The sequence below is a fragment of the Flavobacterium sp. genome (genome assembly GCF_044368625.1).
Taxonomy (GTDB): Bacteria; Bacteroidota; Bacteroidia; order Flavobacteriales; family Flavobacteriaceae; genus Flavobacterium.
Map to the genome: position 1 here is coordinate 1 of NZ_JBIPPD010000044.1, position 18,350 is coordinate 18,350.

Below are 18,350 nucleotides of genomic sequence, written 5' to 3' on the forward strand. Positions count from 1 at the left end.
GTGCAACAACAAATAACGAAAAAAGTAAAGCCAGAATAAGATAAAAATGTTTCGACATTATTCATTTTAATTTGAACAAAGATACTTTATTTTTTATTTACATATTTATAAAAAAGGCAGTCTAGGTTTACTGTAAAAAAAACGTCAAAGTATTACATAACTGTAGTTTAATTTATAGTTCAAAAAATAATGGGGAATTTAAAAAAAATAAAAAACGACTGTTAACATAAGTCAAACAGTCGTTTTGAATAAAAATGTATTGAAGAGTTAGTTCTTGATAAACTTTTTCACTACTGAAGTTTCAGAATTGCTAAATCTAACAAAATATACCCCACTTTGTAAGTGAGAAACATCTACTTGGTTTGTACCAGCAGTAAATTTATTGGTAAGAATCAACTTCCCGAAAACATCAGTAATTGTAAGGTCATCAAAACTAACATCGTTTGAAGTTGAATAATTTAAGATATTATTGGCAGGATTGGGATACAATAAGATATTTTTATCGTTTAAAGCAAAATCTTCATTGCTCAAATTGGTTAAATTATTACCACTTATTATCAAGCTGAATCTTCGTCCTCCGGCTGGTAAAGTTCCTTTGTGCGAAACCGTTATTGTATAAGCACCAATTGCATTGTCGATATCTACACGCTCAAAAATATCAACATTATTTGTACCAATATTTGTAGGAGCATCGTAAGGCAATGCTTTATTTAAACTCCAAGGATAATGCGTAACGGTGTTTTGCGTCACTTTCAAATCTAAATCATTTACTAAATAAGAAACATTTGGATCAATGACGTTAGAGTTAAACGATGTTGGAGCTGGATCAGTCCAACAGATAGACACTTTAACTGATGCTGGATTACTTACAGAAAAGGTACGCGTGTAAGGAGTATTGTTCAATAAAGTTAACTCATCAATAACAGCATTTCCAGCATTTTTAGAAGTGATTAAAGAAGCAGCACCAGCGGCATCTACAAGACCCCATCCAAATTCATAATCAGGTCCTTCATAAAAACCAGCTTCTTTGGCAGTATGCATTAAAAGACCTTTTAAAGTAGAAGATCTCATGAAATTTGAGAACACATTATTGTAATGCTGTTGCAACAGTATGGCAGCTCCTGCAACAGCTGGAGAAGCCATTGAAGTACCTTGATACGTAGCATATGATGTATTAGAGTTAGCTATACTTGAAAAAACACCCACTCCTTTGGCAACAACTTCGGGTTTAATTCTCCCGTCGTCAGTGGGGCCCCAACTACTAAAACTGGACATTTGTACACTATTAGCATTCACGTAATTTGACACATTTGAAACAGCACCTACAGTCAATGAATTTTTGGCATTATTCATACCTCTAATTAAATCATAACCAAACTTATCCTGGTTTTGATTTGTTAAAAGAGTAGTTTCATTACTATTTCGATCATTACCTGCAGATACAACTGGCAAATAAAATGGGGCCGCAAATGTTAGATTATCCATTTGCTGTGCTCTTGAATCATAAGCGCCAAATATCCAAGTGTTCAAATTACTTCCTATCCAATACGAATGGTTGGAAACTAATAATCCGTCCGCAGCTTCAATGGCCATCTCAGCATAGTCGTTATTCCAGTCATATGATTTTCCATTGGCTTGAAATGCAATTCCTCTAGCCGTAACATTTGTTCCTCCGGCTAGGACCGTACCGATTACATGCGTTCCATGATTTGAATAATTTATAAAGTCAAAAATATTTACTCTAAAGTTATTGAATTCTTGATGCGTTTCTAAAGCAGGACCACTGTCCCAAACTCCAACGGTCATTCCTTGTCCTTGTAAATTTAATCCTAATGTACCACCATTATAGAGTCTATTAGTACCAATAGTGACAGAAGAACCCAAATTTGTAGTTTCGGCATAGGAAATATTCCCAGATTGATCGATATCATAAATCTCTTTTTCCACACCATCCACCGTAAATCTTCTTGGTTGTGGATTCGCTTTTAGATAACTTTCTATTCGTGCTTCACGTTCCAAATGTTGACGTGTAAATTCAGACTTCAGTTCATTTAACTTCTCGACATCGGTAGCACGTATAATTTTTTCTTTTTCATTTTGGGTTTGAGCATTACAAATTGTAGCAAAGCCAAACAAGGTAAACGTAAGTATGTATTTAATTTTTTTCATATAATTTTTTTTAACATAAAATAAATTTAATCCAATCAGAATAATACTAATTGATTAACTAATCACAAATATACTATTTTTTAAAAACAATTAAAATAATGAAGAAAGTTTAACTAAAATTAGAAACTGTTTAAAAAAAGTATTGCCTCTAAAAAGAGGCAATACATTTAAAACTATTTTAAAAAAACTATTCTGTAATAGTGAATGAAATAGGCCCAGTAGACGAACCGAAGTTACCTGCACCTGACGCAAGAATAACACTAGGATTAGAGTTCAACTTTATCGAAAAAGAACCATTAGAAGGAGAAGATAAACCATCACCATAACTATCGTTCATTGTAAAAGTGTAAACCCCAGGAGTTAAACAAAACTGTTGGTTGAAAGTAGCCAAACCATTAGCATATGCACTCGATGAAGCAACTACAACACCAGTACCATTAGTTAAAACCCAGCTAATTTCACTAGCAAAATTGTCAAAAACAATGTTAAAATCCGCTCTCGTATCTGTACAACCTCTTTGGATAGAAACTGCATGACCGATTCTATTAGGTAATACATAATCTGTGTTAGATTCTGCAAAAACCAAAACTAAACTAACACTTCCAGTTACTGGTAAAGAATTGTAATCACCTGAGTTGATTTTTACAAGAGCTGTATTTTTTCCAGCAGGGATGATAGCCGTTGATAAATCAACCGAATACTGGTTTGGCGCAGCCGAAGTAAAAGAACTAATACTGATTGGTATTAATCTATCTACGTTAGAAATTGTAGTGCTACTTACAAGTACATCGATTGAAGAAGGCTTAGTCGCAACTACTTCAAGTACCGATGTAGGACTATTGAACAAAAGTGCTTCTTGTGGCCCTGTAAAAGTCTTATATTTGTCATCTTCATTGCTACAACTGAATAGCGCAAGGGACAAAAATAAAATCAAAAATTTTGATATATTTAATTTTTTCATTTTGAAATTCTTAATTGTTAATAAATCTTTTAGTATCCAGGATTCTGTTGAATTGTAATGTTTCCAGCAACTTCTAACTGAGGAATAGGCAAAGTAAAACGGTGATCAGACAAAGGCAAAGTAAGCGGAAGACCACGTATTGCATCATCAGTAACGTTTCTATCAATACCTTGACTTCCTGCCAAAGTAGCTAATCGTTTGATATCTAAATAACGGTGTCCTTCAAAAGCCAACTCTTTTCTTCTTTCTAGTAAAATGCTAGCCCAAGCCGCTTGTGCATCAGCATAAACAGGAAGAACGTTAGTAGCACCTCTTGAAGACCTGATTGAACGAATTCTAGCAGCAACTGAATTTGCAGCACCGTTCAACAAACCATCATTAGCGTCACATTCGGCAAGAATAAAAACCATTTCAGATGCTCTGAAAATTTTCAAGTCATTTCGTAGTGGCTGCTGTTGAGTCTTTCCTGGATATTTATTTATTGGCAAAATATCATTCTCAACATAGTTGATGTCCGTTAAATAGTTTGCATTTATTGCTGCACTAGCGTCAACCCATGCAGTTTTTCTGATATCATTAGGAAACTGGTCTAACAAATTAAATAAATTTCTTCCCATGTCATGGAAACATCCACCAGATGCAGAAGTTGTGTTGAAATACCAAGTAGAAGCGATATTTCCCCAAGTACCTCCTGTTGGACGAGAAGCAGCGTAAATAATTTCACCTGCTGTGTCGTTTACACTCCACATACCTGCATACGCTGCACCAGTTGCTAACGGACGAGCAGTTAAAGCTGCAGAAGCGTATTGTCTAGCTTTAACATAATCTTTTCTGTACACATACATTCTAGCTCTAATAGCGTTAACTAAGTTACGAGTAACAAATTTATAATCAGCTGCTGGAGATAAGTTATTTTCTGCAAACAACAAATCAGCTTCGATAAAGTCAAAAATAACTTGATTAGAAACTCTTAATCTTGGCTCAACAACTAAAGGGTCATACACCTTATCTGAAAGAATTACACCCAAAGCTGTAGGATCAGAAACATTTGTTGAAAAAAAGGCAAGAAGTTGCAAATACGCATACGCTCTTAAAGTTCTAGCCTCAGCTAAAATTATATCTCGCTGTACAGTTTCAACCTCATTATTAGGGGTTACCAAATCAGAAAATTCGATTAATCTATTTACGCGGTTAATAAGCGTGTACTGAGTGTTCCACAAACCAGCCGCATCTCCAGAATTTGCATTTAATACAAATCTGTGTAATTGCAAACCTTGTCCTCCATTATCAGGACCGATACCTACTTCATCCGTAAATACAGTAGTAAAAGCAATCTCACTTGTGTTGTCAACTCTATTGTAAATATCACCATTGAGGTACTTTCTTAAATCGGCAACAGTTTTAAAAGCATCTTCTCTGTATATCTCACCATCTTGAACTATTTCTAAAGCGTCATCACAAGAGACAATAGATAAAGTAAAGAATGCAAGAAATAAAATATTTTTTATTTTTTTCATAATTATTATTTTTTATAAATTAAAACCCAATCGATGTACCAAAAGTAATAGTTGTAGGATTAGGGAAATTAGTAACTGACAAAGAGTTGATAGACTCTGGATCAAAACCTCTCCATTTTGTCCATGTCAATAAGTTCTCTCCTTGAACAAAAAATCTTACATTACTTAATGGTGTTTTTTCAAGATATTTAGCTGGAACATTGTAACCTACGCTAATATTTTTTAAACGTAAAAATGATGAATCATACAAGAAACGATCTGAATCCAAAAATACATCATTATTAGAAGCTTGCAAAGATGGAACGTTTGATGTTGTGTTTTTAGGTGTCCATTGATTTAAGAAATCAGCTGTTACGTTATCATCACCAATGAATGCTGGATTTGAAGCCCAAACAAATTGATTGTCAATTCTCCACACATCTAACATGTATGAGAACAACGTATTTACATAAAATCCTTTGTAATCAACATTGAAACCAAATCCACCTTGATATACAGGCAAATTACTTTTCCCAGTTGCTCTTCTATCATTAGCTTCATCAGGAGTTTCAGTTACATTATTGTTAGCATCTAAATACAAAAGATTACCGTTAGCCTGATTTATACCAACATAAGGAATTAAATTCCACTCTCTAAGAATATTACCTGGCTGAATAAGTTGACCAACACCACTTTGATCAGTAGCTGCTAATTTCGTTATTTCGTTTTTATTGTATGAAGTATTGGCAAATACAGAGATTTTAGTATCCGCATTTCTAACAATGTTGTATTTAAGTAAAACTTCAATACCTGAATTTCTAAGTTCTCCGTTATTACCTTGAATTGCATAACCAGTACCTACAACAGATGAATTAGGAATTCTGTTGAATAAATCAGTTGTAACTTTTTGATATACATCAACGTTACCTTCTAATTTGTTGTCAAACATAATAAAATCAACACCTATATTTGCCTGAGCAATTTGTTCCCAACCCACAGGGGTATTTGCGATTTGACCATACAATAATGAACCTGGAATGTTGTTATATCCAGCTCCTACACCAATAAGCTCTCTTGTAATGTTACGTGAAGTTAAAAGAGATGGAAAACCATAAGCAGACGCTGCAATATTTTGGTTACCGTTAGTACCATAAGATACTCTCAATTTCAACATATCAAAAACTGAACCTTCCATAAAATCTTCTCTATCAATGTTCCAACGACCTGATACGGACCAGAATGTTCCCCAAACATTATCATTTGCAAAACGGTACGTACCGTCTCTTCTTAAAACACCACTAAAACCGTACTTTTCATTGTAATCATAATCAACAGTTCCAAAAACAGACAGTGTACCACCTGATAACTTAGTACCATTTACAGTAGACACATAAAAGTTAGGAGTAGCAGGATTAAAAGCAACGTAACCTGTTCCAGCACCAGGAACGTAGTTCAATGGATTTAAACCATTTTGACGTGACCCGTGTCCTTGATAATGTGCTTTTGTATATTCTACAAATGCGTTTGCAGCTAGATTGTGTTTTTCCTTGAAAATTTTGTTGTATCCAATATTTGCCACATTAGTAATAGTCAAATCATTGAAAGTAGATTGATCTTCAAAACCACCAAATTCAGAACCTGCATTTCTAGCAACAACTAAAGCAAGATAAGACTGAGGAGCTCTACCGAATAATCTACCGTACTGTTTAAAATCAATACCCGTTCTGTTACTAATCGTTAATTCTGGAGTAATTTTGTATGACGCTCCAAAGTTTACAATCATCGTTTTTTCAGTAAAAGTACTTGGTAAAGAACCATCTCTTAAAATATCTTGCAATACATAAGTATCGTTAGAACCTGAGAAATCATTTCCAATTCCAGGAAATAAATCATTTCCAGGGATTCCATTCAATAACTCAGCACCTGTACTGTATGGACTCGTTGGCAAATAAGGCAATCCCATTAAACCTCCGTGCAATGGATTTTGAATGGTGTTGTTGTTAACTGCATCATTCGTTTCTTGATCCAATTGATTTCTTTTTGAATAACCCAAAGATATTTGAGAATCGTAGTTAAATTTGTTGTTCTCACTTTTTCCTTTGATGTTATTTCTCAAAGTAAAACGCTTAAAATCTGTAGTTGGAACCATACCGCCTTGTTCAAAATATCCTAATGAAGTGTATGATGTAATATTTTTTCCACCAACAGTAATTCCTAGATTGTGTTGCGTTACACGGTCAACTCTAAAAAACTGATCTAACCAATTGGTATTTACACCATAATTAGCAATCTCTTCATCCGTTAAAGGTGCAGTTGGGGCACCAGGAGGTATATTATTTAATATACTACCTGTAGCTCCTTCTCCTTGTCCGAAAAATCTTTCGATAGTTAATGCCTGTTGTGCATTAGCCATATTGTAATCATTTCCTGGCAATGAGTTAAAACCTGTACTTGTATCGTAAGTAAATTTTGCACCTGATTCATACTTAGCGCTTTTAGTAGCAATAAGGATTACACCATTTGCTCCTTTATTACCGTAAATAGAAGTACCAGCACCGTCTCTTAAAACAGTAACTGATTCAATTTCGTTCTGGTTTAAGTTTCTAAACTGATTAGAAGTCGATGGAATTCCATCAATTACCAAAAGAGGATCTGTGTTTCCGTTAATGGAAGACGCTCCTCTAATAAATCCATCAAATTTCGCAGAACCTGGCGAACCAGAACTTGAAATAAGCGTCAAACCAGGCGATTGCCCTTGTAATGAAGCCAAAACAGAAACGTTTGCACGATTCTCAAGTGTTTCCGATGAAATGGTAGTTTGAGCAGTACCCGTTTCCGCTCTAGTTTTTGTTCTGTTGTAACCCTCAGATACAACGGTTACCACACCAAGATCAATAGCATCACTTTCTTCCATCACTACATTGACAGAATTTGAAGCACCTACCGTTATTGATTGTGTTTTGAATCCTAAATAAGAAAATACCAAAACTTGACCTGCACTGGTTTTAATAGAATATTTTCCATCAAAATCAGTTTGAGTACCACTAGTAGTTCCTTTTACTACAACAGAAACACCTGGTAATGGCATTCCTTTTTCAGTAACAGTACCTGTTACAGTTTTTTCCTGTGCAAACGAAAACTGCATAGAAAACGCTAGCAAAAGCGTAAAAATCCATTTGAATTTCGATCTCATAAAAATTTAATTTGAGTTAGTTATACCGCAAACTTCTTAATAATTCCTTAATAAAACAAACATTTGCAACTATTATTTTTTAAAATTAACTTTTGACGCTCCTCGTTGCTATTCAATACAATACCTCTTTAATTTAATTTGAGTTTACTCAACCTTTAAAAGCAATATTTTTTATCATTATTATTATATTAAATTTGCATAACCTTTTTAAAAAAATGCTACAAAACAAATATTCTAGTTTCAAATTTGAAGCAGGTGCCGATGAAGCTGGTCGAGGATGCCTTGCTGGCCCTGTAACGGCAGCTGTGGTTTTACTTGATGGTTCTTTTGAAAATTCAATGCTCAACGATAGTAAAAAACTGACCGAAAAGTCACGAAATACGCTTCGTTCAATTATTGAGCAAGAAGCAACCGCGTATGCAATCACAAATTTGTATCCCGAAGAAATTGACGAAATCAATATATTAAACGCTTCCATGAAAGCAATGCAAGAATGCATTTTGAAGTTAAACAAAACTCCTGAATATATTATTGTAGACGGCAACCGAATGTTGAATGCAAAACTGGGGTTAAATTGTTCCGTAGGAAAAGTTTTTACCCATCAAGAAATCGAGTTTTTAAAATCCATCCCTAATCAAAGTATTATAAAAGGCGATGCCAAATATTTGAGCATTGCAGCTGCCTCTGTCTTGGCCAAGACACACCGCGATGATTACATGAATACAATTCATGAAGAATTTCCGATGTACAATTGGAAAAAAAACAAAGGATACCCCACCATCGAACACCGAGAGGCCATCAAAAAATACGGAGTTACAAAATACCACCGAAAATCGTTTAAACTATTACCGGATCAACTGGAGTTACCTTTGGAATTCACCCAAATTCCCTAAAATAAATTGCGCTTCAAATAAATTTGCCAAATGCCTTAGTATTTTATGCTTCAGCTCTTCCTCATCTACTGGCCTACCCAATTCTACATGCATTGAGGCAACGGCTTTACCCCGAATGCCACACGGAATAATATGATCAAAGTAACCCAAATCAACATTGGCATTCAATGCAAATCCATGCATCGTAACCCAACGCGAAGCCCGAACACCCATTGCGCAAATTTTACGTGCAAAAGGCGTACCCACATCCAACCAAACTCCCGTTTCGCCTTCCGATCGTGTTCCATCAATTCCGTACTCCTTTAAGGTAAGAATAATTGCCTCCTCTAAAAACCGAAGGTATTTATGAATATCGGTAAAAAAATTCTCTAAATCTAAAATGGGATAGCCTACAATTTGTCCCGGCCCGTGGTAGGTAATATCTCCTCCCCGGTTGATTTTGTAATACGAAGCCGCCTTGGCTTCCAGTTGTTTTTCCGAAAGCAATAAGTTTTCAAACGAGCCACTTTTTCCAAGCGTGTATACATGCGGATGCGTCACGTACAAAAAATAATTGGTCGTTTCTAAATCAGTTTCTTCTCTCCGATTCTTGATTTTTAAATCTACAATCGATTTGAAAATAGCCTCTTGATAATCCCAAGTTTCCTTGTAATCTTGCAAACCCAAATCAGTAAACCTGATGTTTTTATTTTGTTTCACAACTTCTTTTTAAAATTTTATTTTTAGGGCGTTCCCCAAGGGTCAGGCCATCCGCTCCCGCTTTTTTTGTCCTCGCCTTGCAGGACGAGCCCAAAAAAGAGCTCCACTTCTGTCCTTAACGCAGCATTTTTCAAGAATGCAGCCCCTTTTTTTTAAAAAAACCCAAGCCTTCGCAAAGATACAAATAGAAACTCAACTAGCCCCGATTGCAGCAAATATCCTTGCTGTTTTTCTTTTAAAAAAAACAGCAAGATAATGCGAAAAGCGGGAAAATGGACCGCCGAAAAAGCCCGAACGATTTGCTCCTAAAAAAACTTGTAAGTCGTATGGTGTAAGTTATGGGCTGTTTTGGAATTTGGTGTTTGAGATTTTCTTATAGCATTTTGTTTTAAAATTTGAAATTGCCACTGTCATTGCTGTTGAAATTGATATTGCAAATTTTTCAATAAAACAGTATCTTTGCACGCTTAAAACTCAATGTATGCAACTTTCGGAACAAGAAATCATTAGACGAGAAAAGCTTCAAGCTTTACGTGACCTGAACATCAACCCGTATCCTGCGGATTTATTTCCCGTTAATCATACTTCTAAACAGGTTAAAGAAAATTTTAGTGAAGGAAAAACGGTGATTGTTGCTGGACGTTTGATGAGTGTTCGCGACCAAGGAAAAGCGGCATTCGCTGAGTTGCAAGACAGCGAAGGACGGATTCAGTTGTATTTTAACCGAGATGTAATTTGTCCCGAAGAAGACAAAACGCAATACAATACCGTATTTAAAAAACTTACGGATTTAGGGGATTTTATTGGTATTGAAGGCGAAACTTTCTTAACCAAAGTTGGTGCTCAATGTATTCGCGTGGATAAATTTACATTTTTGAGCAAAACCATACGTCCGTTGCCGTTGCCCAAAACGGATGAAGAAGGTATCGTACACGATGCATTTGTAGATCCTGAATTGCGTTACCGCATGCGGTATGTGGACTTGGTTGTCAATCCGCATGTAAAAGAAGTTTTTGTAAAAAGAAACAAGCTGTTTACTGCCATGCGAAATTTCTTCAACCAAGCAGGATACATGGAAGTTGAAACTCCCGTGTTACAAGCCATTCCAGGAGGGGCTGCAGCAAGACCTTTTATTACACACCACAACAGTTTGGATATTCCGCTGTACATGCGAATTGCAAACGAATTGTATTTAAAGCGATTGATTGTGGGTGGTTTTGATGGTGTTTATGAATTTTCTAAAAACTTTCGAAACGAAGGAATGGATCGGACTCATAATCCGGAATTTACCGCAATGGAAATTTATGTAGCCTATAAAGACTACAATTGGATGATGGAATTTACCGAAAACTTGCTCGAATATTGTGCAAATCAAGTAAATGGAACTACAGAGTCGACTTTCGGAGAGCATAAAGTAGATTTCAAAGCCCCGTACGCTCGAGTGACAATGACCGATGCCATAAAACAATTTACGGGTTTTGACATTACTGGAAAATCAGAGGCCGAATTATTTGCTGCTGCAAAATCGATGGGCATTGATGTCAATGAAACCATGGGGAAAGGCAAACTGATTGACGAAATTTTTGGTGAAAAATGCGAAGGAAATTTTATCCAACCTACATTTATTACAGATTATCCGAAAGAAATGTCGCCGCTTTGTAAAGAACACCGCGACAATCCTGAACTTACGGAGCGTTTTGAATTAATGGTTTGCGGTAAAGAAATTGCTAATGCCTATTCCGAATTGAATGACCCAATTGATCAAAGAGCCCGTTTTGAAAATCAAATGAAGCTGGCCGAAAAAGGCGACGACGAAGCCAACGGAATTATTGACGAAGATTTTTTAAGAGCGTTAGAATACGGAATGCCACCAACTTCTGGACTTGGAATTGGAATGGATCGCTTGATTATGTTTTTGACCAACAACCCTTCGATTCAAGAAGTCTTATTTTTTCCACAAATGCGACCGGAGAAAAAAACTGTGCAAATTGAATTGTCTGACGAAGAAAAAAATATCATTGCAATGTTAAATAAAAACGAAAATACGTTTGACCTAACCGATTTAAAGCAAAAAACAGGTTTGAGCGGAAAAAAATGGGATGCTTCAATGAAAAACTTGAGCAAACATAATTTGATAAAAGTGAGCTTAGACGGTGAATCGAAAACCGTAACATTTATAGGATAGGTATGTTACATACTGCAATCTAATAATCAAGGAGTTCGTAACGGACTCCTTTTTTATTTATCAAATTTTTTAATCCTTAGAATGAACAGCCTATTTGTTTTGAAAAAAGTTCAAAGTTAAAATCATCCCAAATTTTTATTTGTATTAAACCAAATATCTTTCGATTCGTCTTAGGTATATAATTTAAAAAATAAAGAAATGAAAAAATTAATTGTAATTGCACTTTTGTCCTTGAGTATTTCAGGAGTGGCACAAGAAAAGAAAAACCGTATCAATGAAGATCGTCCGCAATTAACCGCAGAACAACAAAACGAATTGCAGGTAAAAAAACTAACACTGGAATTGGATTTATCGGCACAACAACAAAAAGAAATTGCAAAGATTGTTGCGAAAAAACAATTGAAACGTGAAGCGATGCGAACGGAATTAAAGTCAAAAAAAGCAGAGGATAAAAAACTAACATCTGACGAGAAATTTGTTTTAAAAAGAAACATGCTTGACGAACAAATTGCCCATAAAAACGAAATGAAAAAAGTTTTAACCGCGGAACAGTATGAAAAATGGGAAAAAATGTCAAAAAATAAAATGAGAAAAGGAATGCAAAAAATGAAAAATGCACAACGTACTGAAAAATAATTTTGGTTTTCTAATTTATTTAATTAGATTTGACATAATAAACTATTAAAAACCGAAAAAAATGAAAAATATATTTGTTGCATTAGCATTATTTGCAGCTCTTGGAGTAAGTGCACAGACTAAAAAAGGAACGACAGCTCCAAAAACGAGCGTAGTTGCAACACAATTAACACCAGAAGCCGCAGCGGAACGTGATTTGAAAGCGTTGGACGCATTAGTGGGTGTTGATGAAAATTTGAAGGCTGATGTAAACAAAATATTTATAACCAAATACCGCACTAAAGCAGACACTTCTTTGTCAGCTGAGCGAATGGCTACATTAGATTCGTATGTTGAAAGCCAATTAGCTACTTATTTGGGTGACACAAAATTCGCAAAACTAAAAGCAAATACCAAGCTTTACAATCAGTTGGTAAAATAAAAGGTTTTTAGCCGTTATTAATTCATAGAAAAAGCTCCTTAGTTGGGGCTTTTTTTATTACCTTAACGACGGCTTTTAAGACTTTATTTTATAAATCGCTTTCTGATTAAGATGAAGAAAAATACAGGAAAGGTCATCAAGATAAAAAAAGGCAATACCAAATCTAAATTTCTTGTTGCAAGAAAAAGAGCAATCATAAACAACTGAAATCCCAATCCATAAACAGACAAGCACGTCATGAACCAATTGGGAAACTTGCTCGCTTTATGAGCTTTGGCGTCTAAAAAATAGATGATTTTGTCAAACAGGCCGTATAGTAAAAAATAAATTTTAAACAAGACGTTTACTGAACTTTGCGTTTCTCCTGGTAAAGCATTGGGTGTTTTGTTTTCAAAAATTTTGCTGGTTGAATCACCGCCAATACTTTTTGTTCTGAGAATTACATAATAATAATTATACAATGTACCTTGTAACTGCATTCCAAAAAAAGCGCCGAATAGTAATACCAAATTGCCTTGCGTTATGTAAGTAATCGTGCTTAAAAATAGAAAATTCAACAAAATGTCAAAAATACTGTCTAAATATCGACCGGAATAGGAGGGCGTTTTTTTTAATCGTGCCAATTCGCCATCCGCGGCGTCAATTCCCGATTTGAGTAAAAGCAACAACGCGGCAGTGATGTAGTAGCCCGCAAGCATGCAAACAATAGCTAATATGCCACAGAAGCCAAAAAGCAAAGTCACATGAATAGGCGTAAACTGAGTTGTTTGTAAATTTTTTGCAAGGAATTTGCCAAATGATCTACCGTAATCTGATAAATCGATAAATTGGTCTTGGGTACTGAGTTTGGACATTGAAAGAAAAGAAGAAAAGTCAGGACAATATAGTCAAAAAAAAATGAGCTATAAAAATAACTCATTTTTTTTATAATTTATGGTTTTTGAGAGATATAATGTAAATAGACCACCATTTTATTGTGATGCATTTAGAGCTAGAGCTTTTTGGCTACTTTGGCTACTGCTGCAATGGTAAAGTCTAAATCCTCAAAACTTAACGCATCTGTAATAAACCAAGATTCATAAGCTGATGGAGCAATATAAATACCTTGATCTAACATTCCGTGAAAAAACTGTTTGAAACGTGTATTGTCTCCTTTTTTTGCGGATTCAAAATCAAATACAGGGTCCGCTGAAAAATGAACAGAGATCATCGATCCTACCCGATTTATAGTAAATTCAATCGACTCTTGGGTTAAGGCATTTGCTATTCCTTCTTCCAAATAAGCGGTTTTTGCTTCTAAACGATTGTAAACTTCAGCATCAGCATCCAAAGCTTGCAACATTGCCAAACCAGCAGCCATTGCTAGTGGATTTCCCGATAAAGTTCCCGCTTGATATACGGGACCCATAGGTGCTAGAAAATTCATAATCTCTTCTCGAGCAGCAAAAGCACCTACTGGCAAACCACCACCAATAACTTTTCCAAAGCACAGAATATCGGCTGTGATGTTGTACAATTCTTGAACGCCGCCTTTCGCAAGACGAAATCCAGTCATTACCTCATCAAAAATCAATAAAATTCCGTTGTCCGAACACATTTGGCGTAAGCCTTCTAAAAAACCTTTTAAAGGCGGAATACAGCCCATATTTCCTGCAACTGGCTCTACAATGATACATGCAATTTCGCCTTTGTTGGCATCAATCAATGCCTGAACACTTTCTAGATTATTGTATTGAGCTAACAAAGTATCTTTGGCAGTTCCTGTAGTAACGCCTGGACTATTGGGTGCGCCAAAAGTGATTGCTCCACTTCCCGCTTGAATTAAAAAAGAATCGGAGTGTCCATGATAACAGCCTGCAAATTTGATTATTTTATCGCGGTTGGTATAACCTCTTGCCAATCGAATCGCACTCATACAAGCTTCTGTACCTGAATTCACAAACCGAATTTTGTCAATATTCGGAACCATATTTACTGCTAAAGTTGCAATTTCAGTCTCTAAAGCGGTTGGCATTCCAAACGAAGTTCCGAGTTTAGCACGAGAGATTACGGCATCTACAACCGGAGGAAATGCATGTCCTAAAATCATTGGCCCCCAAGAATTAATATAATCAATCAAACGGCGGTCATCTTCGTCATAAAGGTAGGCACCTCTAGCATATTTAACAAAAATAGGAGTTCCTCCTACTGATTTAAAGGCACGAACTGGTGAATTTACACCACCTGGAATCACTTTTTCAGCTTCTGCAAAAAGCTGACTGCTTCTTTTATAAATCATTTTTTATTTTTGGGTTTTATATTCTATGTTTTGGGTTATATTCTGATGTTTAGCTTTGCTTCGTTCGGCTTTACCCTCAGGTCAAGTTTCAAAATTTTCTCTTTCGGGTACCTCCAATACTACTAGAGGGAGTCGCTTCCATCACTTGACAATTAAACGTTGTCCGATGGAAAGCGTATTGTCTGACAAATTATTTTTCTTTTTTAATTCCTCTACTGAAATATTGAATTTCTTTGAAATAGCATATAACGTTTCTCCTTGCTGCACTTCATAGGTGGATCCCAATTGGCTATTTGAAATTATTACAGGTCGCGCAGCACTGTCAAACAGAGTGTATTGGTTACCTAAAACCTCAGCGTCATACTGATGCAAATTATACCTTTCAATATATGTTATCAATTTTTCAGGATACCTCGGATCTGTTGCATACCCCGCTTTTCGCAAACCTTTTGCCCAAGCTTCATAATCGCCCTTGTCCAACTGAAAAAGTGGGGAATAGCGACTTCTGCCTGTTAAAAATAGAGCGTGGTCTTTGTACGATTCGGCCGGATCTTTATACTTTCTGAAACATTCTTGGGCGGCATCGTCGTCATGATATACTTTTTCACCCTCCCATCCCGTATGGCATTTAATACCAAAATGATTGTTCGATTTTTTGGCCAAATCACCTCGACCCGCTCCTGATTCAAGAATGCCTTGTGCTAAAATAATACTCGCCGGAATTCCGTAATTCCTCATATTTCCTTTTGCGATTTCCTTAAAATCATTTACATAAGCAAAAACAACATCGGTATAAACGGTTGTTTTAGAAGTTGAAATCATTGTTTCGGTTTCTCGGTTTTCTGCTTTCGACTGAGTCGTTTTGGTCTTGTTAGCGCTTTTACTCGTGTGAACGGTACGTTTGGTCGTTACGGGCTTCTTTTTTGAAGTCTGTACATACTTTTTAGAACCTCCACAACTAATGAAAAGTAAAATTATAAAGAGACTTACAATGTTTTTAATCATTTTTGTTAATTTTGGGTAATTTCTTTTTTTCTAAAAACTGATTCATTCCTTCAATACCTTGAATTCCTCCTGTATGAATCAGCAGAATTTTGGAATCATTCGGAAAAAAACCGTCTTGAATTAAACTCTTAACGCCAAAAACCATCTTTGCCGTATAAATTGGATCCAAAAGAACTTGGGTTTCGGCTAAAAAATCATTCATAAATACGATTAATTCAGTCGTTAGTTTTGCATAACCTCCAAATTCAAAGCCTTTAATGAGATGCCAATTGGATTTGGTTACAAAATTACGAATTTCATTTTGTAAAAATTCCCCTTTTAACGCAGGAAATCCTAAAATTTGCTGATGTAATGATGCACTTTCAATAATTCCTGAAATTGTTCCGCCGGTTCCAACAGCACAGGCAATAAAATCGAATGCTTTATCTTCTTCCGTCAAAATTTCTGTGCAACCCTTTACAGCTAATTCATTCGTACCGCCTTCTGGAATAAGATAAAAAGCTCCAAACTTTTGTTTCAAATGCAATAAAAAATCAGTTGCTGTCTTAGTGCGGTATTGTTCTCTGGAAACAAATTCAAACTGCATCCCATTTTCCGAAGCAAATTTCAATGTTGGATTACCATTCGTTTCGATGGCCAATTCTTCACCACGAATTATACCAATAGTTTTAAAACCCTCTAGTTTTCCTGTAGCTGCTACGGCTGCAATGTGATTGGAAAATGCACCGCCAAACGTTAATAGTGTATCAAAATTTCTTTTTTTGGCTTCCGCCAAATTATATTTGAGCTTTCTAAATTTATTTCCTGAAACAAAAGGGTGAATCAAATCTTCCCGTTTGATGTAGACTTGAATATTTCGCTCTTTATCTAAAAATGCAAACTGATTTTGGACTTGAAATGGAATCATCACATGTATTTTATAAAATTCCAGAAACTCCTTTGTTCTAAAAACCCTGTGGTCGATTCATTTGCGTAGGCTTCCCGCTCAAAACTAATATTTCTGTAGGCCAAATTTTTATTTTTATGCTGCAAAAGTCTAACTAAAAACTCCAATCCGTACCATATAAAAAAGGGCAAAATCAACAATTCTGCCTGTTGCCGCAAATGTATTTTTTCGTGTAAAATCATTGATGCATTATGCATGTGCTTTTTTTCTTTTAAAAAAATAAAAGGAAATAATGCTATTCCTGCGAAACCATTTGGAATTAAATATTTCGTAACAACAACAAACATTTGCCTTAAAGTTTTTAAATTTGTACCTATGAACGACCAAAATACTAAAAATAATTTGATTGAAGGTGAAGATTTTTATTTTACTCCTGAAGGTTATAAATGTTTCACCGAAAAACACCATTTAAAACGGGGTTATTGCTGTAAAAGCGGATGCCGTCATTGTCCGTATGGATTTGATAAAAAAACCGGAACCATTAAAAAGTAGGCCGTATTCAGAAATCATTTACATTCGCGTTAAAAAACATACAACTCATAGACAAAACACATTAACAAAATGACTTTTAAAGAACAAATCCAACAGGGAATTCCATCCATTTTACCTCCCGTTAAGACTTACGAATTAGACATAAACCACGCACCAAAGCGAAAAGAAATTCTTTCAGATGAAGAAAAAAAATTAGCCTTTCGAAACGCTTTGCGGTATTTTGACGCTTCACACCATGCCATTTTAGCCAAGGAATTTCTTGAAGAATTAAATACGTACGGCCGCATTTACATGTATCGTTTTCGTCCTGATTATGAGATGAAAGCCCGACCCATTTCAGAATATCCAGGAAAATCCGAACAAGCGAAAGCGATTATGTTGATGATTCAAAATAATTTGGATTATGCCGTGGCACAACACCCCCATGAATTGATTACTTACGGAGGGAATGGTGCCGTTTTTCAAAATTGGGCACAGTATTTATTAACTATGAAATACTTGTCTGAAATGACGGACGAACAAACCTTGACGATGTATTCAGGTCACCCAATGGGACTGTTTCCTTCTCATAAAGAAGCACCTCGAGTTGTGGTTACAAATGGAATGGTAATTCCAAATTATTCCAAACCCGACGATTGGGAAAAAATGAACGCGTTGGGCGTGTCGCAATACGGACAAATGACAGCCGGAAGTTACATGTACATTGGTCCACAAGGAATTGTTCACGGAACAACAATTACGGTTCTAAACGGTTTTAGAAAAATAAAGAAGTCACCAAAAGGCGGACTGTTTGTAACATCTGGTCTCGGTGGAATGTCGGGAGCCCAGCCAAAAGCAGGAAATATTGCAGGCTGTGTAACAGTTTGTGCCGAAGTAAATCCTAAAATTACTCACATTCGACATTCGCAAGGTTGGATTAATGAAGTAATTTCAACTATTGATGAATTAGTCCCAAGAGTTCAAAAGGCACTAGAAA

Annotated in this window: 15 protein-coding genes and 1 pseudogene; 6 read left to right on the forward strand and 10 right to left on the reverse strand. The window is 35.7% G+C overall.

Annotated features, from left to right (window positions below; genetic code table 11):
- Nucleotides 1–267: 267 nt before the first annotated feature.
- From ACIQ2X_RS05375 to ACIQ2X_RS05390, 4 genes are all read right to left on the reverse strand, one after another.
- Nucleotides 268–2,169, reverse strand: coding sequence for a S8 family serine peptidase (locus ACIQ2X_RS05375; protein WP_396177891.1), 1,902 nt, complete (start codon nt 2,167–2,169; stop codon nt 268–270).
- 187 nt (nt 2,170–2,356) lie between these two features.
- On the reverse strand, nt 2,357–3,091 hold the full coding sequence (locus tag ACIQ2X_RS05380; protein ID WP_396177893.1) for a hypothetical protein: 735 nt from the start codon (nt 3,089–3,091) through the stop codon (nt 2,357–2,359).
- 68 nt (nt 3,092–3,159) lie between these two features.
- A complete protein-coding gene (locus ACIQ2X_RS05385) occupies nt 3,160–4,647 on the reverse strand; it encodes a RagB/SusD family nutrient uptake outer membrane protein (protein WP_396177894.1) in 1,488 nt (495 codons plus the stop codon).
- Between the two features lie 19 nt (nt 4,648–4,666).
- Nucleotides 4,667–7,819 (reverse strand): SusC/RagA family TonB-linked outer membrane protein, encoded by a 3,153-nt coding sequence (locus tag ACIQ2X_RS05390; protein WP_396177895.1) that lies wholly within the window; start codon nt 7,817–7,819, stop codon nt 4,667–4,669.
- 215 nt (nt 7,820–8,034) lie between these two features.
- Here ACIQ2X_RS05390 and ACIQ2X_RS05395 point away from each other — a divergent pair, with 215 nt between their 5' ends.
- Nucleotides 8,035–8,712, forward strand: a complete 678-nt coding sequence (locus ACIQ2X_RS05395; RefSeq protein ID WP_396177896.1) for a ribonuclease HII — start codon at nt 8,035–8,037, stop codon at nt 8,710–8,712.
- On the opposite strand, the gene lipB is transcribed toward ACIQ2X_RS05395, so the two are convergent.
- On the reverse strand, nt 8,683–9,411 hold the full coding sequence (lipB, locus tag ACIQ2X_RS05400) for a lipoyl(octanoyl) transferase LipB (RefSeq protein WP_396177897.1): 729 nt from the start codon (nt 9,409–9,411) through the stop codon (nt 8,683–8,685). The two genes, ACIQ2X_RS05395 and lipB, sit on opposite strands and share 30 nt — an antisense overlap.
- A 481-nt stretch (nt 9,412–9,892) precedes the next feature.
- On the opposite strand from lipB, the gene lysS reads away from it, so the two are divergent.
- The 3 genes from lysS (at nt 9,893) to ACIQ2X_RS05415 (ending at nt 12,653) form a co-directional block, all read left to right on the forward strand.
- Nucleotides 9,893–11,596, forward strand: a complete 1,704-nt coding sequence (lysS, locus tag ACIQ2X_RS05405) for a lysine--tRNA ligase (RefSeq protein WP_396177898.1) — start codon at nt 9,893–9,895, stop codon at nt 11,594–11,596.
- 198 nt (nt 11,597–11,794) lie between these two features.
- Nucleotides 11,795–12,232 carry a hypothetical protein gene (locus ACIQ2X_RS05410; RefSeq protein WP_396177899.1) on the forward strand — a complete coding sequence of 146 codons (438 nt, stop codon included), beginning with the start codon at nt 11,795–11,797 and terminating at the stop codon, nt 12,230–12,232.
- Between the two features lie 61 nt (nt 12,233–12,293).
- Nucleotides 12,294–12,653 carry a hypothetical protein gene (locus tag ACIQ2X_RS05415; protein WP_396177900.1) on the forward strand — a complete coding sequence of 120 codons (360 nt, stop codon included), beginning with the start codon at nt 12,294–12,296 and terminating at the stop codon, nt 12,651–12,653.
- 83 nt (nt 12,654–12,736) lie between these two features.
- Here ACIQ2X_RS05415 and ACIQ2X_RS05420 read toward each other — a convergent pair whose 3' ends face one another.
- The 5 genes from ACIQ2X_RS05420 to ACIQ2X_RS05440 all read right to left on the reverse strand — a co-directional run bounded on the left by ACIQ2X_RS05420 (nt 12,737) and on the right by ACIQ2X_RS05440 (nt 17,169).
- Complete coding sequence (locus tag ACIQ2X_RS05420) at nt 12,737–13,507, reverse strand: CDP-alcohol phosphatidyltransferase family protein (protein ID WP_396177901.1); 771 nt, start codon at nt 13,505–13,507, stop codon at nt 12,737–12,739.
- A gap of 137 nt (nt 13,508–13,644) precedes the next feature.
- The gene (gene hemL, locus ACIQ2X_RS05425; RefSeq protein WP_396177902.1) at nt 13,645–14,931 is read right to left on the reverse strand and encodes a glutamate-1-semialdehyde 2,1-aminomutase; all 1,287 of its coding nucleotides are present in this window, start codon (nt 14,929–14,931) and stop codon (nt 13,645–13,647) included.
- Between the two features lie 141 nt (nt 14,932–15,072).
- Nucleotides 15,073–15,936, reverse strand: a complete 864-nt coding sequence (locus ACIQ2X_RS05430) for a glucosaminidase domain-containing protein (RefSeq protein WP_396177903.1) — start codon at nt 15,934–15,936, stop codon at nt 15,073–15,075.
- Nucleotides 15,929–16,843 carry a 1-aminocyclopropane-1-carboxylate deaminase/D-cysteine desulfhydrase gene (locus ACIQ2X_RS05435; protein WP_396177904.1) on the reverse strand — a complete coding sequence of 305 codons (915 nt, stop codon included), beginning with the start codon at nt 16,841–16,843 and terminating at the stop codon, nt 15,929–15,931. Before ACIQ2X_RS05435 ends, ACIQ2X_RS05430 begins: the two co-directional genes overlap by 8 nt.
- Nucleotides 16,843–17,169 (reverse strand): hypothetical protein, encoded by a 327-nt coding sequence (locus ACIQ2X_RS05440; RefSeq protein ID WP_396177905.1) that lies wholly within the window; start codon nt 17,167–17,169, stop codon nt 16,843–16,845. The genes ACIQ2X_RS05435 and ACIQ2X_RS05440 overlap by 1 nt, the downstream gene beginning before the upstream one ends.
- A gap of 28 nt (nt 17,170–17,197) precedes the next feature.
- Here ACIQ2X_RS05440 and ACIQ2X_RS05445 point away from each other — a divergent pair, with 28 nt between their 5' ends.
- On the forward strand, nt 17,198–17,374 hold the full coding sequence (locus ACIQ2X_RS05445; RefSeq protein WP_396177906.1) for a DUF5522 domain-containing protein: 177 nt from the start codon (nt 17,198–17,200) through the stop codon (nt 17,372–17,374).
- Between the two features lie 69 nt (nt 17,375–17,443).
- Nucleotides 17,444–18,350: pseudogene (locus tag ACIQ2X_RS05450) on the forward strand (urocanate hydratase); the annotation flags it as partial.

Coding starts and splice junctions, on each gene's coding strand:
- ACIQ2X_RS05375 (WP_396177891.1), bottom strand. CDS start 2,169: ATGAAAAAAATTAAATACATACTTACGTTTACCTTGTTTGGCTTTGCT.
- ACIQ2X_RS05385 (WP_396177894.1), bottom strand. CDS start 4,647: ATGAAAAAAATAAAAAATATTTTATTTCTTGCATTCTTTACTTTATCT.
- ACIQ2X_RS05390 (WP_396177895.1), bottom strand. CDS start 7,819: ATGAGATCGAAATTCAAATGGATTTTTACGCTTTTGCTAGCGTTTTCT.
- ACIQ2X_RS05395 (WP_396177896.1), top strand. CDS start 8,035: ATGCTACAAAACAAATATTCTAGTTTCAAATTTGAAGCAGGTGCCGAT.
- lysS (WP_396177898.1), top strand. CDS start 9,893: ATGCAACTTTCGGAACAAGAAATCATTAGACGAGAAAAGCTTCAAGCT.
- ACIQ2X_RS05410 (WP_396177899.1), top strand. CDS start 11,795: ATGAAAAAATTAATTGTAATTGCACTTTTGTCCTTGAGTATTTCAGGA.
- ACIQ2X_RS05415 (WP_396177900.1), top strand. CDS start 12,294: ATGAAAAATATATTTGTTGCATTAGCATTATTTGCAGCTCTTGGAGTA.
- ACIQ2X_RS05420 (WP_396177901.1), bottom strand. CDS start 13,507: ATGTCCAAACTCAGTACCCAAGACCAATTTATCGATTTATCAGATTAC.
- hemL (WP_396177902.1), bottom strand. CDS start 14,931: ATGATTTATAAAAGAAGCAGTCAGCTTTTTGCAGAAGCTGAAAAAGTG.
- ACIQ2X_RS05430 (WP_396177903.1), bottom strand. CDS start 15,936: ATGATTAAAAACATTGTAAGTCTCTTTATAATTTTACTTTTCATTAGT.
- ACIQ2X_RS05435 (WP_396177904.1), bottom strand. CDS start 16,843: ATGATTCCATTTCAAGTCCAAAATCAGTTTGCATTTTTAGATAAAGAG.
- ACIQ2X_RS05440 (WP_396177905.1), bottom strand. CDS start 17,169: ATGTTTGTTGTTGTTACGAAATATTTAATTCCAAATGGTTTCGCAGGA.
- ACIQ2X_RS05445 (WP_396177906.1), top strand. CDS start 17,198: ATGAACGACCAAAATACTAAAAATAATTTGATTGAAGGTGAAGATTTT.